The 15977-nt window shown below is 38.9% G+C and carries 19 protein-coding genes and 1 riboswitch; of the genes, 17 read left to right on the top strand and 2 right to left on the bottom strand.

The window, feature by feature from the left end; all coding sequences use genetic code 11:
• Positions 1-26 precede the first annotated feature (26 nt).
• From ACH0AK_RS03905 to ACH0AK_RS03885, 5 genes are all read left to right on the top strand, one after another.
• Positions 27-422, top strand: coding sequence for a hypothetical protein (locus ACH0AK_RS03905; RefSeq protein WP_010734872.1), 396 nt, complete (start codon positions 27-29; stop codon positions 420-422).
• The gene (locus ACH0AK_RS03900; RefSeq protein ID WP_137072626.1) at positions 422-2059 is read left to right on the top strand and encodes a cutinase family protein; all 1638 of its coding nucleotides are present in this window, start codon (positions 422-424) and stop codon (positions 2057-2059) included. The genes ACH0AK_RS03905 and ACH0AK_RS03900 overlap by 1 nt, the downstream gene beginning before the upstream one ends.
• Positions 2029-2322: a hypothetical protein gene (locus ACH0AK_RS03895; protein ID WP_023520042.1), complete on the top strand. Its 294-nt coding sequence runs from the start codon at positions 2029-2031 to the stop codon at positions 2320-2322. The genes ACH0AK_RS03900 and ACH0AK_RS03895 overlap by 31 nt, the downstream gene beginning before the upstream one ends.
• A gap of 3 nt (positions 2323-2325) precedes the next feature.
• Positions 2326-2652 (top strand): hypothetical protein, encoded by a 327-nt coding sequence (locus ACH0AK_RS03890; protein ID WP_023520041.1) that lies wholly within the window; start codon positions 2326-2328, stop codon positions 2650-2652.
• 99 nt (positions 2653-2751) lie between these two features.
• Positions 2752-3372: a sugar O-acetyltransferase gene (locus tag ACH0AK_RS03885; protein ID WP_010734876.1), complete on the top strand. Its 621-nt coding sequence runs from the start codon at positions 2752-2754 to the stop codon at positions 3370-3372.
• Between the two features lie 163 nt (positions 3373-3535).
• On the opposite strand, the gene ACH0AK_RS03880 is transcribed toward ACH0AK_RS03885, so the two are convergent.
• Both ACH0AK_RS03880 and ACH0AK_RS03875 read right to left on the bottom strand, forming a co-directional pair.
• Positions 3536-4114, bottom strand: a complete 579-nt coding sequence (locus tag ACH0AK_RS03880) for an ECF transporter S component (protein WP_023520040.1) — start codon at positions 4112-4114, stop codon at positions 3536-3538.
• A 6-nt stretch (positions 4115-4120) separates the two neighbouring features.
• The gene (locus ACH0AK_RS03875; protein ID WP_010734878.1) at positions 4121-5095 is read right to left on the bottom strand and encodes a nucleoside hydrolase; all 975 of its coding nucleotides are present in this window, start codon (positions 5093-5095) and stop codon (positions 4121-4123) included.
• 23 nt (positions 5096-5118) lie between these two features.
• A riboswitch (PreQ1 riboswitch) is annotated at positions 5119-5163 on the bottom strand.
• 291 nt (positions 5164-5454) lie between these two features.
• Between ACH0AK_RS03875 and ACH0AK_RS03870 the strand changes: the two genes are divergently transcribed.
• From ACH0AK_RS03870 to ACH0AK_RS03815, 12 genes are all read left to right on the top strand, one after another.
• On the top strand, positions 5455-6420 hold the full coding sequence (locus ACH0AK_RS03870) for an alpha/beta hydrolase (RefSeq protein ID WP_029594240.1): 966 nt from the start codon (positions 5455-5457) through the stop codon (positions 6418-6420).
• A gap of 90 nt (positions 6421-6510) precedes the next feature.
• Positions 6511-6786, top strand: coding sequence for a GNAT family N-acetyltransferase (locus tag ACH0AK_RS03865; RefSeq protein ID WP_019724263.1), 276 nt, complete (start codon positions 6511-6513; stop codon positions 6784-6786).
• A gap of 200 nt (positions 6787-6986) precedes the next feature.
• Positions 6987-7223: a preprotein translocase subunit SecG gene (gene secG / locus ACH0AK_RS03860; protein WP_010734881.1), complete on the top strand. Its 237-nt coding sequence runs from the start codon at positions 6987-6989 to the stop codon at positions 7221-7223.
• A gap of 202 nt (positions 7224-7425) precedes the next feature.
• Positions 7426-8172: an alpha/beta hydrolase gene (locus ACH0AK_RS03855; RefSeq protein WP_010734882.1), complete on the top strand. Its 747-nt coding sequence runs from the start codon at positions 7426-7428 to the stop codon at positions 8170-8172.
• Positions 8173-8174: 2 nt separating this feature from the next.
• Positions 8175-10538 carry a ribonuclease R gene (gene rnr / locus ACH0AK_RS03850; RefSeq protein WP_499796732.1) on the top strand — a complete coding sequence of 788 codons (2364 nt, stop codon included), beginning with the start codon at positions 8175-8177 and terminating at the stop codon, positions 10536-10538.
• Between the two features lie 33 nt (positions 10539-10571).
• Positions 10572-11036 carry an SsrA-binding protein SmpB gene (gene smpB / locus ACH0AK_RS03845; protein ID WP_010734884.1) on the top strand — a complete coding sequence of 155 codons (465 nt, stop codon included), beginning with the start codon at positions 10572-10574 and terminating at the stop codon, positions 11034-11036.
• 301 nt (positions 11037-11337) lie between these two features.
• Entirely contained in the window at positions 11338-12057 is a 720-nt protein-coding gene (atpB, locus tag ACH0AK_RS03840) for a F0F1 ATP synthase subunit A (RefSeq protein ID WP_010734885.1), read from the top strand.
• Positions 12058-12106: 49 nt separating this feature from the next.
• A complete protein-coding gene (gene atpE, locus ACH0AK_RS03835) occupies positions 12107-12322 on the top strand; it encodes an ATP synthase F0 subunit C (protein ID WP_010734886.1) in 216 nt (71 codons plus the stop codon).
• A gap of 101 nt (positions 12323-12423) precedes the next feature.
• Positions 12424-12948 (top strand): F0F1 ATP synthase subunit B, encoded by a 525-nt coding sequence (gene atpF, locus ACH0AK_RS03830; protein WP_010734887.1) that lies wholly within the window; start codon positions 12424-12426, stop codon positions 12946-12948.
• Positions 12935-13477 (top strand): ATP synthase F1 subunit delta, encoded by a 543-nt coding sequence (atpH, locus tag ACH0AK_RS03825; protein ID WP_010734888.1) that lies wholly within the window; start codon positions 12935-12937, stop codon positions 13475-13477. The genes atpF and atpH overlap by 14 nt, the downstream gene beginning before the upstream one ends.
• Before the next feature lie 22 nt (positions 13478-13499).
• Positions 13500-15056 carry a F0F1 ATP synthase subunit alpha gene (gene atpA, locus ACH0AK_RS03820; RefSeq protein WP_010734889.1) on the top strand — a complete coding sequence of 519 codons (1557 nt, stop codon included), beginning with the start codon at positions 13500-13502 and terminating at the stop codon, positions 15054-15056.
• Between the two features lie 13 nt (positions 15057-15069).
• Complete coding sequence (locus ACH0AK_RS03815) at positions 15070-15972, top strand: F0F1 ATP synthase subunit gamma (protein ID WP_010734890.1); 903 nt, start codon at positions 15070-15072, stop codon at positions 15970-15972.
• Positions 15973-15977: the final 5 nt, after the last annotated feature.

Below are 15977 nucleotides of genomic sequence, written 5' to 3'. Positions count from 1 at the left end.
TGCAGCCACAGAAGGGAGAAGTTCTTGTGAGGAAAAAGGAAAAAATTATTGTAGTTAGTTTGACTATTGTCTTGGTACTTTTAGGCACGTTAGGAGTGAAAAAAATAATGGAACCGACAGAAAAAGAAAAACAAATCGCTTTTTTGAAAGAACATGAAGAAGAATTAACAAAGTACATTATAAAGAGAAATTCAAAAGCTAATATAAATATTGTCAAATATAATTGGGAATCGTTTAGGATAGAAGATAGTGGAGCGTTCACCAAAAAGATGTATATAGTTGATATTGAATTATATGGAATTGATAATAATGAAATAGATGCTGGAGCAATTCAAGTGTTACCAAATAATTTACAAAAACCTACTAAAATAGAAGAGATAGCAACAAATAATTTTGAAGAAGCATTGGAGGAATTTAAATAATGGCTAACTTAGGTAATTCATATAATGTTTATGCTAACTTAGCACAAAGTTCATACAATAATAGAAGAAACAATGCTGGAGTTACGTATAATTTTGTAAATGGCATGACAAAAAAAGAAAAGAGAGCTTTGGAAAAAGGTAAATCTATTCGTTTCAACTTCCCAAATGCAAAAGATGCTCATGGAAATGATTTAAGTACAGTCTACCTCCAACCCGACACCACCGTAAAAACAGTCAAGGAGTTAGGAAACAGCCGAGTGCCGAAAGTAAACGGAGGCTATGAAATACAGAGCTATGTAAAAAACACATATAAGCAAGGACTCTTGACGGATGAAAAAGCTGGATTCAATGCTTATTATGTGACGGATACGCCTAAGTTGTCGATAGAGACTAAGCATACTTATTTTGTTACTAGAGGCAGTGATGGTATTTCTTCAAGTAATTTGAATCTTAATGACTGGTGGCATAATAACCAGGCATTTACAACAAAAAATGCTTATATTCCGCAAGCAAAATTAGCAAATCAAGCCATGCACCAGAAGATAACGGAAATGACCACACAAGCACCTCATGCTACAATGTCTGTCACAGGTCATTCTCTGGGAACGATGGTGTCGATTCAGGCTGTGGCGAATCTCCCTGAAAAAGATATTGCTAAAATCGACAAAGTGGTTTTGTTTCAAGGACCTGATGCGCGTGAAAGTATCAATAAAATGTCTGAACAGGCACAAAAAAATATCCAGAAGTTGGAAGAGGATGGGAAAATCGATTATTACGTCAATGCTTTTGATATCGTTTCTATGTTGAATAGAAATAAGCCTGGAGTAGATGAAATCGGGAATGTTCGCTATTTACTACCGAAATCTTTTAACACGACGTTTGATATGGAAGATCAAAACGGCTCTAGCCATGACTTTGGACAGTTTCAAATAAATCCTGATGGCACACTTCAGGAAGCTAATTTAAAGGAACATGGCTACATTTTTGCTGCGGGGATCAAGGTTTCCCATTTGATCGATAAATATTTGAATCGTGTAGTAAAAGAAAAACCAGAAGGTGGGTTATCTTTTACAGAAGTCATAAAACTATTGTTATCTGGAGAGTATAAAGATTTTGAAAAAGAATACGCTACGATTATTGCGGAAGCAAAAGTTGCTAGTGAATGGAACGAGACGGTCAACGAATTACATAAAAGAATTTCTAATGCTTCAGGTTCTAAAAAAATCACTTTACAATCGGAGTTAGTTCAATCGATCATCCAAAAGGCGAAAAATATAGGCGAAGAGTACGAGATCATCTTTAAAAATGCCCAAAAAGAATTTGAAGATGAGATTACGGCAATATCAAAAGAAATATTGGCTGGTGCGGGAGCAATCAAAAACTATTTGACTTATTGGGAAGTACAAGAGATGGTTTCCCCATATGAAAAAAATAATTTATGGGACAGTGGACAAGCCTCATTAAATACGAATCAAGTGAAACAATATAAAGAGAAGCTGGAGGAATTTAGTAATAAACTGGCGGTAGTAGCAAATCATCTTACAGAGTATGACAGACAGGCAGGCAGGAAATATTTTGTTCAAAAACAAGTGAAAGGAGTTTATCCATGGAAGATAGAGAATTGCAAGAATTTCTAGAAAGACTTGGACAAGAACAAAAGGAACGGGAACGAGTAGCCATACAAGCGCTGATTCTGGCAAAGGAAAGTCGTATTGCTCAGGCCAAGTTAACTTCGATCGAATCCTTAAAAGAGATCTCAGAAGGAATGTATCAACAAACGAATAGTGTCTTACCATCTACTTTGAAAGGCGCTTTAGAAGGGGAAAGTGCCGTTGCAGCAGAACAGTATGTCAAACAAATGAAACAACCAACATTGCTCACACCTGTGAAAAGGGGATAAAGAATGGGGACAGTAGAGAAACAACGTAAACTACAAGATTTAGAGGAGCGATTTAATGAAAACAAACGTCAGATACACCGTCAACAAGAAGAAATCGATCATCAGTTAGTAAACTTTAGGAAAGAAACAGGTCAATTGGTACAAAAAATCATGTATTTGTCGAAGAATGATCATTGGGATAACCGACAATTCTATCATCAAATGGAGGCAATAGATCGTAACCTGATCCATACGGCTCAAAACTATGAACGACAATTAGAAGAAAAAGAGCAAGAATTAACAAGATCCTATCGAAAAGAGATAGAGCGAATTCAAGAAACCAATTACTAGAAAAAAACAGTCACGATCTTTCACAAATCTCTCTTCCTTATAGAAAATAGACTCTCTGTTATAATACATGTAAGCAAATAAGATAATAGGGGGAGAATGATGAGCGAAGATGATGTGAAACAGATAACCAATACAGGGTTGCCATACGATGATATGGACTCTAAAGTAGTACACGCACGAAATCATGCCTTGAGACAATGCAGGAGATACAATTTTCTCGTGAATTCAGAAAATCATTATAAATACCCCATTTTACGGGCGCTATTCGCTTCAATGGGTGAGAATGTCTATATCGAGTCGAATTTTCAATGTGAGTTTGGATTCAACATTTCTATAGGAAATAATGTTTATTTGAACCATGATATGATCATTCTTGATTGTCATGAGGTGACGATCGGAAATGATGTTTATGTAGGGCCGAGAGTTGGTTTGTATGCAGCCAATCATGCAGAAGATCCATTTGAACGTGCTGATCATGTCGTTTATGCGAAGCCAATCCATATTGGCGATAAAGTTTGGTTAGGAGCGGGAGTCCATGTTCTTCAAGGGGTAACGATTGGTGCAAATAGCATCATTGGGGCAGGAAGTGTCGTAACAAAAGATATACCAGAAAATGTGATTGCTGCGGGAAATCCATGTAAAGTGATCCGACCAATTACGTATAAAGATCGAGAAAAAAATATTAAAGTCCAGGATAGTGCCTTGTTGATGGAACGATAGCATACTGGATTTAGGAAAGTCTCTTTCAGTCAAATAAGAGACAAAAACTTTTGGATAACAAACAATACCCGAACGATGGATCATTCCTTCTCATAGAGATGAGAGAAATTGATTCGACGTTCGGGTTTTTGCATTTAGTGATTAGCTATAGTACAAATACGCATCAACGATTTCTTGTCTTTGCCACTACTTGGTTTGGTAATTTCAACACAACGAGTGAAACGACAAGGACCGATAGTAGCCGATCTAAATAATCTGTCGCTGCTTGAACAATCGTGACACTTACAGCTTGGTTTAGTCCTAATCCATAAAGAAGTTGGACAATGGTACTTGAACCTGATGAAGTGATACCACCAAATAATTGGATCGTGATGATCGAGGATAGTATGGTTCCAGGCGCTGAAAGGACAAACGTCCATGCGAATAATGAAAGTTTACTCTTCAAACCTTGCGCCTGTAATTTCTGTGGTAAAATCAACCCCGCTAATAACCCAGTGATGATTTGTATCGGGGAATAATACAAAGAGAACATATCCATCGTCACGCCACTAAGTAAGCTACTACTCAATCCTGTCAAAATCCCAGGAATTGGTCCAAGTAAGGCACCTGCAAAAATCGTACCGATCGAATCAAGATAAATCGGTAAACGGAGCCATAAAGCAATCGTTCCACCGAGAAAGTTGATTCCGATACTTAGTGCCATGATTGTGATCATTCTTGTCGTGATTTTCTTTTGTGTCATCTTTTTTCATCCTATCTTTAATCTTTCCAGATCATTTTTTATCAATTCTTCTTGTGCATGTAAAAGAACGGCTAAAAACTTCCGGAAAAAAAGAGAGGTGTCGACATCTGTCATGATTAGACTGTTTGGTTTTTTCTGCCAAAAATCATAACGATCAACCAAGGTTTGTCCGCGGCTGATGCCTTGTGTTTCAACAGCAGTATAGCTAGTGAATCCTTGGCACAGTTGTTCATCGATGAAATATGCAACTGCCAAAGGGTCATTGATGACACAACCTAGGACGCGTTCTTGCTGCCAATGAAAGTCAAAGTAAAAGCGTGTGATTGCTTTTAAATAGTTGCCTTCTTCGGGCGAAAGTTGGCAACAATATTCTAGGATCGTTGGTGTAAAGACGATTTCTCGTGTCACGTCTAAACCGACCATCTCGATCATTTGACCAAGATGTTCAAATACATAAGCTGCGGCATCAGGGTCACACCAGTAATTGTATTCTGCTACTGGTGAACAATTGCCGTGGCTTTTATACGTGCCGCCCATCGAAACAAATCGATCCATGTGCTTTCCTATTTGTGGATTCTTTTGTAAAGCAGAAGCGACATTTGTTAGCGGCCCTAAAGCAATCACTGAAGTATCTTTTTGTTCAGCAAAATAACTCGCTAAAAAATCAACAGCGTGGATCGTTTCGGCTTGCTTGTCTGTTACTAATGGGAAGTTCGTTTCCCCTAGACCGTCCATGCCGTGAGTATCTTGAGCGCTGATAAATGGCGTGTTGAGTGGTGTTGCAGAACCTTGATAGACAGGGATGTCTAAACGGTCACAACGTTCCAAACAACGGATGACATTTTCAGTTCCCAAATGTACGGGGACGTTCCCACAAACGGTGGTGATTGCGACAACTTCGATTTCTGGTGATTTTAATGCAAACAATAGCGCTAATGTATCATCGATACCGGGATCGCAATCAATAATAACTTTTCGCATTATTTCCAATCTCCTTTCTTTAGAGACACTTAGTTTTTTATCCTGGGAAGTTTCCGAACCAGTCCAAGGGGTCAACCCTTGATTCCAATGCACGGCATTAGTATACTTATTTTTATGAAGAATGTAAATGTTATGCAAACAATTCATTATCTCTTATGAGTGTTAGAAGTAGGAAGAGAAGATCGTTTGTAAGGAATAAGGTGTTTAAAATTACAGCTGGTCAATGGTTCACTGTCTGCCTCTTTGGTAGAACGTGGTACAATAGAAATGAACGTTGAAATACGTAGGAGAATGCTAGAGCACCATTTAGCATACTTGAATTTTTGTTTCAATCACCAAGTAGAAAGTGTGGGATGCAAGTGATTGTTTTTTATAGTTTATTAATTATGTTATTAATGATCGGTAGTTATCATTTTATTGCTTATCTGTACGCAAAGAAGTTGATCAAAACTGGATTACAACGTGGTTATGCTTGGTATGAAGAGACAGGTCATCAACTCATGGACCCTGCCTCTTTGACGACAGTCGAAGAGCAACGCCAACGTTTAGAAGATCTAGCAGAAGATTTTTGGCAACAAGGAGAACCCATTATGACTAAAAGTCAAGAGGGGTTAAAATTGAAGGGGAGGATATTCTCTACTTATTCGAACAAAGGTAAATGGGTAGTCTGTGTCCATGACTATCGCAGCACAGGAAAAAAAGACATGTCTTATATCGGGAAAAAGTATGCAGAAAAAGGATTCAATGTCTTGATCCCTGATTTGCGTGCCCATGGGGAAAGTGAAGGGGAGATCATTGGGATGGGGTGGTTGGATCGATTAGATCTGATACTCTGGATCAATGAGATCTTGCAACGAGAGCCAGAGGCTAAGATCATCTTACATGGAGGCTCAATGGGGGCTTCTACGATCATGATGGCTAGTGGCGAGAAGTTGCCGAGTGCTGTCAAAGGCTTGGTCCTTGATAGTGGCTTTGTATCCGTTTATTCAGAATTTCGTTATATGTTAAGCAAATTGACAGTTTTTCCCAAAAAAATCATTATGCGACATGCGAATCGTTACGCACAAAAATATGCAGGCTATTCTTTGAAACAGGCATCAGCAACGAGACAGTTAGGGAGCAATCATTTACCCGTTCTGATCATCCATGGTGAACATGATCATTTTGTTCCGATGGAAGCAGCTTATACGATCCAAAATGCAACGGCAGGAGATAAAGCCTTACTGCTAGTGCCTGGAGCAGAACATTTAGAAGCAGTCAGTAAAGATCCAGAGACCTACTGGACAGTGATTTTTTCATTCATTGAGCAAAGAGTGGGTCTATAAGTACAAATGATTGTTTGAAAAAAATAGGACTGGTAAAATCAAATTGAATAAAGAAACTGTTCGTTATTTTAGGGTTGGGAGAGTGAAATGATGGAAATCAAAGAAGAAAAGAATCGCTTAGTGTTATTGGACGATGAACAAAATGAAATAGGAGAAATGACGTGGTCTGATGCTGGTCCTGATATTATGATCATTGATCATACATTTGTTGATCCTGCATTTCGTGGACAGAAATTAGCAGAAAAATTGGTTGCTACAGGAGTGGAAGTAGCCAGACGTACTGGCAGAAAAGTTATTCCGTTATGCCCCTACGCAAAAGCGGAGTTTGAGAGAAAAGCTGAATATCATGATGTTTGGCGGAAATAAGCGTTAATGGTTAGCAAAAAAGCATTGATTTTAGAGGAGGATACAGGTGGATCGTTTGTCACAGAACCTGCAAAAAAATCGATGTAAAAAAGCCTAGAAATGTTCTCTAAAACATCGCCCATCTTATGAAACACTGTTGTCACAAGACATGTTATGTGATAAAGTTAGAAGGACGATATTTTGAGAAAGGAGGCTGTTTGATGTATAATATTATTTTAGGGATCGTCATTGTCATCTCGATTATGATGGTCATTGCGATCATGATGCAACCAAGCAAACAAAATAGTGCAGCAAGTGCATTTACAGGTGGCGCAGATCAATTATTCGGAAAGCAAAAAGCACGTGGATTTGAAGCAGTAATGCAACGCTCGACAGCTGTTATGGGCGCTGTATGGATGATTCTGTTGTTCGTACTTGCATTTTTATCTTCTAAATAAATCGTTCGAAACTAATGATCAGAAGTGATCATTTGCTTCATTCAGATTTTGAGGATACACGGATGGTTCATCGATTGTTCAAAAAAATAGAAGGTCTGGGAAACGAAATGCTCCCAGACCTTTTTTGTTGAATAGAAAAAGAACCGTTATATAAGAAGGTATTTGCTAACTATGGTAAAATAAGGCTAATGAGGTGAATAAAATGAAAAGTCTACCACAACCTATTTATGAAAAACATGGGAAGCGTGCAATCCTCTTATTGCATGCGTATTCAGGTAGTCCAAATGATGTACGGATGTTAGCCCGTTTTTTAGAGAAATCAAACTATTCGGTCTATGCCCCAATGTTTACAGGACATGGCACGCTTGCTCCAAATGAGATCTTAGAACAGGACGCTGAGACGTGGTGGCAAGACACGAAACAAGCGATCAAGTTTCTCAACGATGAAGGATTTTCTGACATCGCCGTATTAGGATTGTCGATGGGTGGCATTTTTGCCGTTCGAGCATTATCAGAATTTCCGATGATAGGAGGCGGATTTTTTTGTTCGCCAATTTCTCCAGTAGAAAATCATGTGCCGGAGAATTTTGAGAATTATGTACGCCAGGTCTTGAAAATTGCCGGTGAATCGGAGTCGATGATCGAACAAAAAGTCGAAAGCTTTCGGCCACGAGTACAGCAACAATTAATAGATATTCAAGAGCAAGCAGCAATAACAGAAAGTAAGTTATCAGATATCCAAAAACCAGTATTCATGGCTCAAGCGGGTCAAGATGAAATGATTGATCCTTATGGTGTCTACGAGACAGCAAAAAAACTTACGCAAACTGACATTTCCTTACACTGGTATCCAGAAAGTAAGCATGTGATCACAGTAGGAATAGCAAGAAAAGCGTTTGAAAAGGATGTACTGGATTTTCTAGAGAACTTACCTTGGAATGAGGAATAATAATGACAAAAGAAACATTAAAAGAAAAAATCATTTTCTTTATTGAAAGCAGTCGCAAGAAAAGTTTTTCGATGGAAGAAATCGCTGAAGGTCTTGGCTTTCAAAAAAGCGAAGATTTTAAATTACTAGTGCAAACCATCGCACAGATGGAAAGAGAACAAAGTATCGTATTTACCAAAAAAGGAAAAATCAAACTGCCACTTCAGCCTATTTTGATTGAAGGAACGTTCCGCGCAAATGAGCGAGGATTTGGGTTTGTCACGATCGATCCTGAAGAAGATGATGTGTATATCCCTAAAGAAGCGACTGGCTATGCGATGGACGGGGATACTGTTGCAATCGATATCGTCAAAACGGCGGATGCCTTTTCGGATCGTGGAGCCGAAGGAAAGGTCGTTGAGATTCGTCAACGCGCAACCACACAAATTGCCGGAGAGTTCATCGCTTATACAGAAGATGAAATGGCAGAAACGGATCTTTATGGAGTAGTCATTCCAAAAGATAAAAAAATGAATCAATTCAAAGTGTACGCCGCAGCAGAAGGTGTCCGTCCAGTAGATGGAAGTATCGTGCTGATCGAATTGACCCATTATCCAGAAAAAAGCTATGCAACGAGTTTAGAAGGAATCATCAAACAAGTCATTGGTCATAAGAATGATCCTGGGATGGATATTTTATCGATTGTCGTAGCCAATGGAATACCGACCCAGTTTCCGGATGATGTATTAAGCGAAGCAGATGCTGTACCAGATAGTATCAGTGACAAAGATTTGATTGGTCGCAGGGATTTACGTGACCAATTGATCGTGACGATCGATGGCGAAGATGCCAAAGATTTAGATGATGCAGTCACAGTTAGAAAGTTAGATAATGGGAATTACTTTTTAGGCGTCCACATTGCCGATGTTTCATATTATGTGACAGAAGGCAGTCAATTAGATCGTGAAGCCTATGAACGTGGAACAAGTGTGTATTTGACTGATCGTGTGATTCCGATGATCCCGCAACGTTTATCAAATGGTATTTGTTCGCTGAATCCTAAGGTTCCTCGTTTAACGATGAGTTGTGAAATGGAGATCGACCCAACAGGGAAAATCATTTCTCATGAGATTTTTCCAAGTGTGATCCAAACAACAGAGCGAATGACTTATACAGCAGTCAATCAGATCTTAGAAGAGCAAGACGAAGAAACTATGGCTCGCTATGAACCATTGGTTCCTATGTTTCAAGCGATGGGTGAGTTGCATGAGATCTTAGAGACGATGCGTATTCGTCGTGGTGCGATCTCTTTTGAAGATCGGGAAGCCAAAATCATGGTTGATCCAGACGGTCACCCTCAAGATATCCTCTTGCGGAGTCGTGGTGTAGGAGAACGTTTGATTGAATCCTTTATGTTAGCAGCCAATGAAACGGTGGCAGAACATTATTCACGTGCGAATTTCCCTTTTATTTATCGTATCCATGAGCAACCAAAAGAAGAGAAAATGCAACGATTCTTTGATTTTGCATCTGCTTTAGGGATTTTAGTCAAAGGAACGAAGGGCACGATCACACCTAAGGACTTACAAAAAGTGATCGAAGATGTTGAAGAAAAACCGGAGTCAGCAGTGATCAATACCATGTTGTTAAGAAGTATGCAACAAGCACGCTATTCTGAGGATAATTTTGGTCATTACGGATTAGCAGCAGAGTACTATACACATTTCACGTCACCGATCCGTCGTTATCCAGACTTGATCGTGCATCGTTTGATTCGTTCATATGGTCAAGATCCAAGTGAAAGCAATCAGACGCATTGGGAAAATGCACTGCCTGATATTGCCGATCATAGCTCGAAAATGGAGCGACGTGCAGTTGAAACAGAACGTGAAGTGAACTCAATGAAGAAAGCCGAGTTTATGATGGATAAAGTGGGAGAAGAATTTGATGGGATCATCAGCTCTGTGGTGAAATTCGGGTTATTCATCGAACTTCCAAATACAGTAGAAGGTTTGATCCATATCAATGAATTGAAACAAGATTACTTCCACTACATTGAAAACCATCTAGCGCTCGTTGGTGAGCGGACAGGATTAACTTTCAAGATCGGACAAAAAGTTCGAGTAAAAGTAGTCAAGGCTGATCCTACGGAGCGAGCGGTTGATTTCGAATTAGTCTCCGCAGAGGAATTGGCACCGTTGGAAGCGCCAAAAGGAAGAAGAAAAGAAGCCAATAAAGGTTCTTCAAAACATTCAAATGGACGGCAAACGGACAAGAAAAAACGTCCGAAGAAAGCCGATAGTAAATATGGTCCAAAAAAAGAAAAAGGGAAAAAAGGGAAAAAACCTTTTTACAAAGGCGTCACCAAGAAGAAAAAGAAAAAATAAATATAAAATGAAAATGAATTGGGGGAATGTCCAATGCCAAAAGGCGAGGGAAAACTGATTGCGCAAAATAAAAAAGCTCGCCATGATTATTCGATCATCGACACAATGGAAGCAGGAATGGTTTTACAAGGTACAGAGATCAAATCTATTCGCAATAGTCGTATCAACTTAAAAGATGGATTTGTTCGTGTGAGAAACGGCGAAGCTTTTTTGCATAATGTCCATGTCAGCCCTTATGAACAAGGGAATATCTTTAATCATGATCCACTAAGAACTAGAAAATTGTTATTGCATAAAAAGCAAATTGCGCGTTTATTGAATGAAACAAAAAATACCGGAATCACGATTGTTCCTTTGAAAGTCTATATCCGAGATGGCTATGCGAAAGTCTTGATCGGATTGGCCAAAGGGAAAAAATCGTATGATAAGCGAGAAGATCTGAAGCGAAAAGATGTGGATCGACAAATTGATCGTACATTAAAAAATTTCTCTAGATAATTTCATTATCCTTTTTCGCATATTCGGTGCTTTTAGATTTACTTAATGATAAAATTTGTTAGCATTTAATCTGATGAAACATGATTATCACAGGTTTTTTCTGAGTTTCCTGGCATCATATCATCCATGTTTTTGATGATTTTTAGACTGAAATAAAAAAGTGTCTAATTTTCATGAAAATACTTTGAAATTTCTATTTCGTGGTGGTATGATACCGTTTGGTTAGAAACCGATAAAGAAAAACCAGATACACACATGAAATTGATTTTATGTGAAATTCGGGGAAAAGAGGTGAAATGGATTGGATGAACGCTCGCTAACGTTCCACATTGGACCGGTTTGGTTTGATGGGACTGTTTGTTTGATGGTGTTGTTAACTTGTTTGATCGTTTTCTTTTTAGTTTACTTCTTTACAAGAAATCTAAAGATGAAGCCAACTGGGAAGCAAAATGCACTTGAATGGGTCATTGATTTTACACGAGGGATCGTTACAGATAATGTGCCTAGAAAAGAATTGAATAATTTTCATTTATTGGCATTTACCTTGTTTCTCTTTGTTTTTGTTGCGAACAATATCGGTTTAGTTACAAAAATCGTCTTACCTAGCGAAACGACACTTTGGAAAAGTCCGACAGCAGACCCGTTTGTAACTTTAACATTGGCATTTATTATGATCACACTTACTCATCTATTCGGGGTGAAGAAGCTCGGCTTCAAAGGTTACTTTGTCAACTCGTTCCTAAAACCTTATAGTTTTATGTTTCCAATGAAGGTGATCGAAGAGTTCACAAACTTGTTAACACTTGCTTTACGTCTTTATGGGAATATTTATGCGGGAGAAGTATTGCTAACTTTAATCGCAAAAATGATGACAAGCTTAGGCTGGTTCTCATTGCCTTTAGCAATTCCGTTAGAGATGGTTTGGATCGCGTTCTCATTATTTATCGGAAGCATCCAAGCATTTGTCTTTGTCACTTTATCAATGGTATATATGAGTCACAAAATCGAAGTAGAAGAGTAAAATAACTAGATTTAATTACTATTTAAACTATTTTAGGAGGAAGTAAATTATGAATTATATCGCAGCAGCAATCGCAATCTTAGGGGCAGCTATCGGAGCTGGTTACGGTAATGGTCAAGTAATTTCTAAAACAATCGAATCAATGGCACGCCAACCTGAAATGTCAGGTCAATTACGTACAACGATGTTCATCGGGGTAGCCTTAGTCGAAGCCGTTCCTATTCTAGGTGTTGTTATCGCCTTGATCCTAGTTTTTGGTGTGTAATAAAAATGCTGAGGTTGCGCGATAGTCAAAAAAGCTATCTACTATTTTATTAAATACGCAATCTAAGAAAACTGGATTCTCAGAGAAAGGAAGGCTAACCTATGCTGAATCAATTGGCAATTGCAGAAGTTGGCAATCCGATGTTAGGTAATATCATCGTTGTCAGCGGCTCATTTTTGATATTAATGGTCCTATTAAAACACTTTGCGTGGGGACCGATCAGCGATATTTTGAAAAAACGTGAAGATAAGATCGCCAATGATTTAGATTCTGCAGAACAATCTCGCATCAAATCAGCAAAATTAGAACAAGAACGTGAGCAACAATTGTTGGCTTCTCGCTCTGATGCTGCGGATATCATCAAACATGCGAAAGAAAGTGGAGAATTAAGCCGCCAAAATATTTTGAAGGAGACGCAAGAAGAAGTTGCTCGTCTAAAAAGTAAAGCTCAATCGGATATCACGATGGAACGTGATACGGCATTGAACTCAGTCAAAGACGATGTAGCTGAACTTTCTCTTCAAATCGCGGAAAAAATCTTGAATAAAGAATTATCTCCAGAAATGCACGAATCTTTAATCAATCAATATATCGAAGGTCTAGGTTCGTCAAATGAAACTAGATAAATATACAGTAGGTAGACGTTACGGAAAAGCATTATTTGAACTGGCGATCGATTCAAATAATACAGAAGAAATTTACCAAGAACTTCTTAGTCTACGTAAAATCTATGCTGATGTTCCTGAATTAGGGAGTATCCTTAGTGATGTTCGGTTGGAACCTCATGAAAAGCGATTGATCATGGACAAATTAGTCAGTGGTTATCAAGGAATCGTAAAAAACTTTTTAGAAGTCGTGTTCATGTACAATCGGATGAACGATCTACCTTTGATGATCGACGAATATGAACATCGTTACAATGAAAATAATGGTTTGTTACTGGGAAGTGTGACTACAGCAGTCCCACTTTCAGCGGAACAATTGACTAGACTTGAAGAAAATGTCGCTAAAACAATGAACTATCAAACGGTCGAATTGAAGCAACAAGTTGATTCTACGATCATTGGTGGGGCAATTGTAGAAGCAGATCATCAAGTGATCGACGGAAGCATTCGGACGCAGTTGGAAAAATTGCGTAATCAATTAAATAGATAGTACAAAGAGGTAGGTGAATCGAATGGCTATCAAAGCAGAAGAAATTAGTGCCTTGATTAAAGAACAAATTGAACATTATGAAAACGTGCTTTCAGTCGAAGAAATCGGTACAGTCACTTATGTTGGTGACGGAATCGCACGTGCGCATGGACTTGAAAATGCCATGAGTGGTGAACTACTTGAATTTTCGAACGGTTCATATGGTATGGCACAAAACTTGGAATCAAATGATGTCGGAATCATTATCTTAGGTGATTTTGAATCCATTCGTGAAGGGGATAAAGTAAAACGCACAGGAAAGATCATGGAAGTACCTGTAGGGGACGCAATGATCGGACGTGTCGTCAATCCTTTAGGACAACCCATTGATGGGCTAGGAGAAATCGTGACGGACAAAACACGTCCAGTTGAAGCGATGGCACCTGGTGTTATGCAACGTAAATCAGTCAACGAACCAATGCAAACAGGGTTGAAAGCGATCGATGCGTTAGTTCCGATCGGACGTGGACAACGTGAATTAGTCATCGGTGACCGTAAAACAGGGAAAACATCGATTGCAATCGATACAATCATCAACCAAAAAGGTCAAGATATGATTTGTATCTATGTAGCTATTGGACAAAAAGATTCAACGGTACGTACACAAGTAGAAACATTGAAAAAATATGGCGCAATGGATTATACGATCGTAGTCAATGCGGGCGCTTCTCAACCTGCACCATTGCTATACATCGCACCTTATGCTGGAACAGCTATGGGTGAAGAATTCATGTATAACGGCAAACATGTATTGATCATTTTTGATGATCTATCTAAACAAGCTGTTGCCTATCGTGAGCTTTCTTTATTACTTCGTCGACCACCAGGCCGCGAAGCCTATCCAGGGGATGTTTTCTACTTGCACTCACGTTTGTTAGAACGTGCAGCAAAATTAAGTGATGATCTAGGTGGAGGGTCAATGACTGCTTTACCATTTGTTGAAACACAAGCTGGGGATATCTCTGCTTATATTCCAACAAACGTCATTTCGATCACTGATGGACAAATCTTCTTAGAAAGTGATTTGTTCTATGCAGGAACTCGTCCAGCCGTAGATGCAGGGTTATCAGTTTCTCGTGTTGGTGGTTCAGCACAGATCAAAGCAATGAAAAAAGTTGCCGGAACATTGCGTCTAGACTTAGCAAGTTACCGTGAATTAGAAGCATTTACGCAATTTGGCTCTGATTTAGATGCGGCGACACAAGCGAAATTGAATCGTGGTCGTCGTACAGTAGAAATCTTGAAGCAAAAATTACATGCACCTCTTGCAGTGGAAAAACAAGTAGTCATCTTATATGCATTGACACACGGTTACTTAGACAGTATCCCTGTAGATAGCATTTTAGATTTTGAACATGAGTTATTTGAATATCTTGAGACAAATCATGCAGATCTCTTTGAAACGATCCGTACAACGAAAGATCTTCCTGAAGAAGAAGCGTTGAACCAAGCAATTCAAGAGTACAAAGATATCTTTATGGCAACAAAAGGAAATAATTCTTCAACAGAAGACAAATTGAAATCCATTCAAAATGCATAGTGAGGTGAGATGAATGGGCGCTTCATTAAATGAAATCAAGACACGAATCGCGTCAACGAAAAAGACGAGCCAAATCACTCGTGCCATGCAAATGGTGTCAGCCTCTAAATTGACAAAATCTGAAGCTTCTTCACAGAAGTTCCAGATTTATGCCAATAAGGTGAGAGAAATCGTTACGCATTTAACAGCAACACAATTAACTGACATTGCTTCGGCTAATCCAAGAGGAGATGTCAATTATAATAGTATGCTGATCAGTCGACCAGTTAAAAAAACCGGTTATATCGTGATCACAGCTGATGGTGGGTTAGTCGGTGGCTACAATAGTTCCATATTGAAACAAACCATGTCCATCTTGGAAGAAGACCATCAATCACCAGATGAATATGTCATGATCGCCATTGGTGGTACCGGAGCGGATTTCTTTAAAGCTCGTGACATCAACTTAGCGTATGAACTGCGCAATTTGTCTGATCAACCTAGCTTTGATGAGGTTCGTAAAATCGTGAACATGGCAACGACCATGTATCAAAATGAAGTATTTGACGAATTGTATGTATGTTATAACCATCATATCAATTCATTGACTAGTCAATTTCGTGTAGAAAAAATGTTACCTATTTCAGATTTAGATCCGGGAGAAGCGAAAAGCTTTGAGCAAGAATATATTTTTGAACCTTCAAAAGAAGAAATCTTGACTCAACTGTTGCCGCAATATGCCGAAAGTTTGATTTATGGTGCGATCGTCGATGCGAAAACGGCAGAACATGCCGCGGGAATGACTGCAATGAAAACCGCAACAGATAATGCTGCGAACATCATCGATGATCTGACGGTTTCTTATAACCGTGCAAGACAAGGGGCGATCACCCAAGAAATTACCGAAATTGTTGCCGGAGCATCGGCACTAGAATAGCAAGG

The organism is Enterococcus pernyi, assembly GCF_045371165.1.
Lineage (GTDB): Bacteria > Bacillota > Bacilli > Lactobacillales > Enterococcaceae > Enterococcus_B > Enterococcus_B pernyi.
Note: the sequence above shows the minus strand (reverse complement) of the source record. Positions and strands in the feature narration are given on the sequence as shown.

What these genes read in the sequence shown, in the direction of transcription:
- smpB (WP_010734884.1), top strand. Translation starts at nt 10,572, where the DNA reads ATGCCAAAAGGCGAGGGAAAACTGATTGCGCAAAATAAAAAAGCTCGC.
- rnr (WP_499796732.1), top strand. Translation starts at nt 8,175, where the DNA reads ATGACAAAAGAAACATTAAAAGAAAAAATCATTTTCTTTATTGAAAGC.
- ACH0AK_RS03885 (WP_010734876.1), top strand. Translation starts at nt 2,752, where the DNA reads ATGAGCGAAGATGATGTGAAACAGATAACCAATACAGGGTTGCCATAC.
- ACH0AK_RS03895 (WP_023520042.1), top strand. Translation starts at nt 2,029, where the DNA reads ATGGAAGATAGAGAATTGCAAGAATTTCTAGAAAGACTTGGACAAGAA.
- ACH0AK_RS03875 (WP_010734878.1), bottom strand. Translation starts at nt 5,095, where the DNA reads ATGCGAAAAGTTATTATTGATTGCGATCCCGGTATCGATGATACATTA.
- ACH0AK_RS03900 (WP_137072626.1), top strand. Translation starts at nt 422, where the DNA reads ATGGCTAACTTAGGTAATTCATATAATGTTTATGCTAACTTAGCACAA.
- ACH0AK_RS03815 (WP_010734890.1), top strand. Translation starts at nt 15,070, where the DNA reads ATGGGCGCTTCATTAAATGAAATCAAGACACGAATCGCGTCAACGAAA.
- atpE (WP_010734886.1), top strand. Translation starts at nt 12,107, where the DNA reads ATGAATTATATCGCAGCAGCAATCGCAATCTTAGGGGCAGCTATCGGA.
- secG (WP_010734881.1), top strand. Translation starts at nt 6,987, where the DNA reads ATGTATAATATTATTTTAGGGATCGTCATTGTCATCTCGATTATGATG.
- atpA (WP_010734889.1), top strand. Translation starts at nt 13,500, where the DNA reads ATGGCTATCAAAGCAGAAGAAATTAGTGCCTTGATTAAAGAACAAATT.
- ACH0AK_RS03890 (WP_023520041.1), top strand. Translation starts at nt 2,326, where the DNA reads ATGGGGACAGTAGAGAAACAACGTAAACTACAAGATTTAGAGGAGCGA.
- atpH (WP_010734888.1), top strand. Translation starts at nt 12,935, where the DNA reads ATGAAACTAGATAAATATACAGTAGGTAGACGTTACGGAAAAGCATTA.
- ACH0AK_RS03855 (WP_010734882.1), top strand. Translation starts at nt 7,426, where the DNA reads ATGAAAAGTCTACCACAACCTATTTATGAAAAACATGGGAAGCGTGCA.
- atpF (WP_010734887.1), top strand. Translation starts at nt 12,424, where the DNA reads ATGCTGAATCAATTGGCAATTGCAGAAGTTGGCAATCCGATGTTAGGT.
- ACH0AK_RS03880 (WP_023520040.1), bottom strand. Translation starts at nt 4,114, where the DNA reads ATGACACAAAAGAAAATCACGACAAGAATGATCACAATCATGGCACTA.
- ACH0AK_RS03865 (WP_019724263.1), top strand. Translation starts at nt 6,511, where the DNA reads ATGGAAATCAAAGAAGAAAAGAATCGCTTAGTGTTATTGGACGATGAA.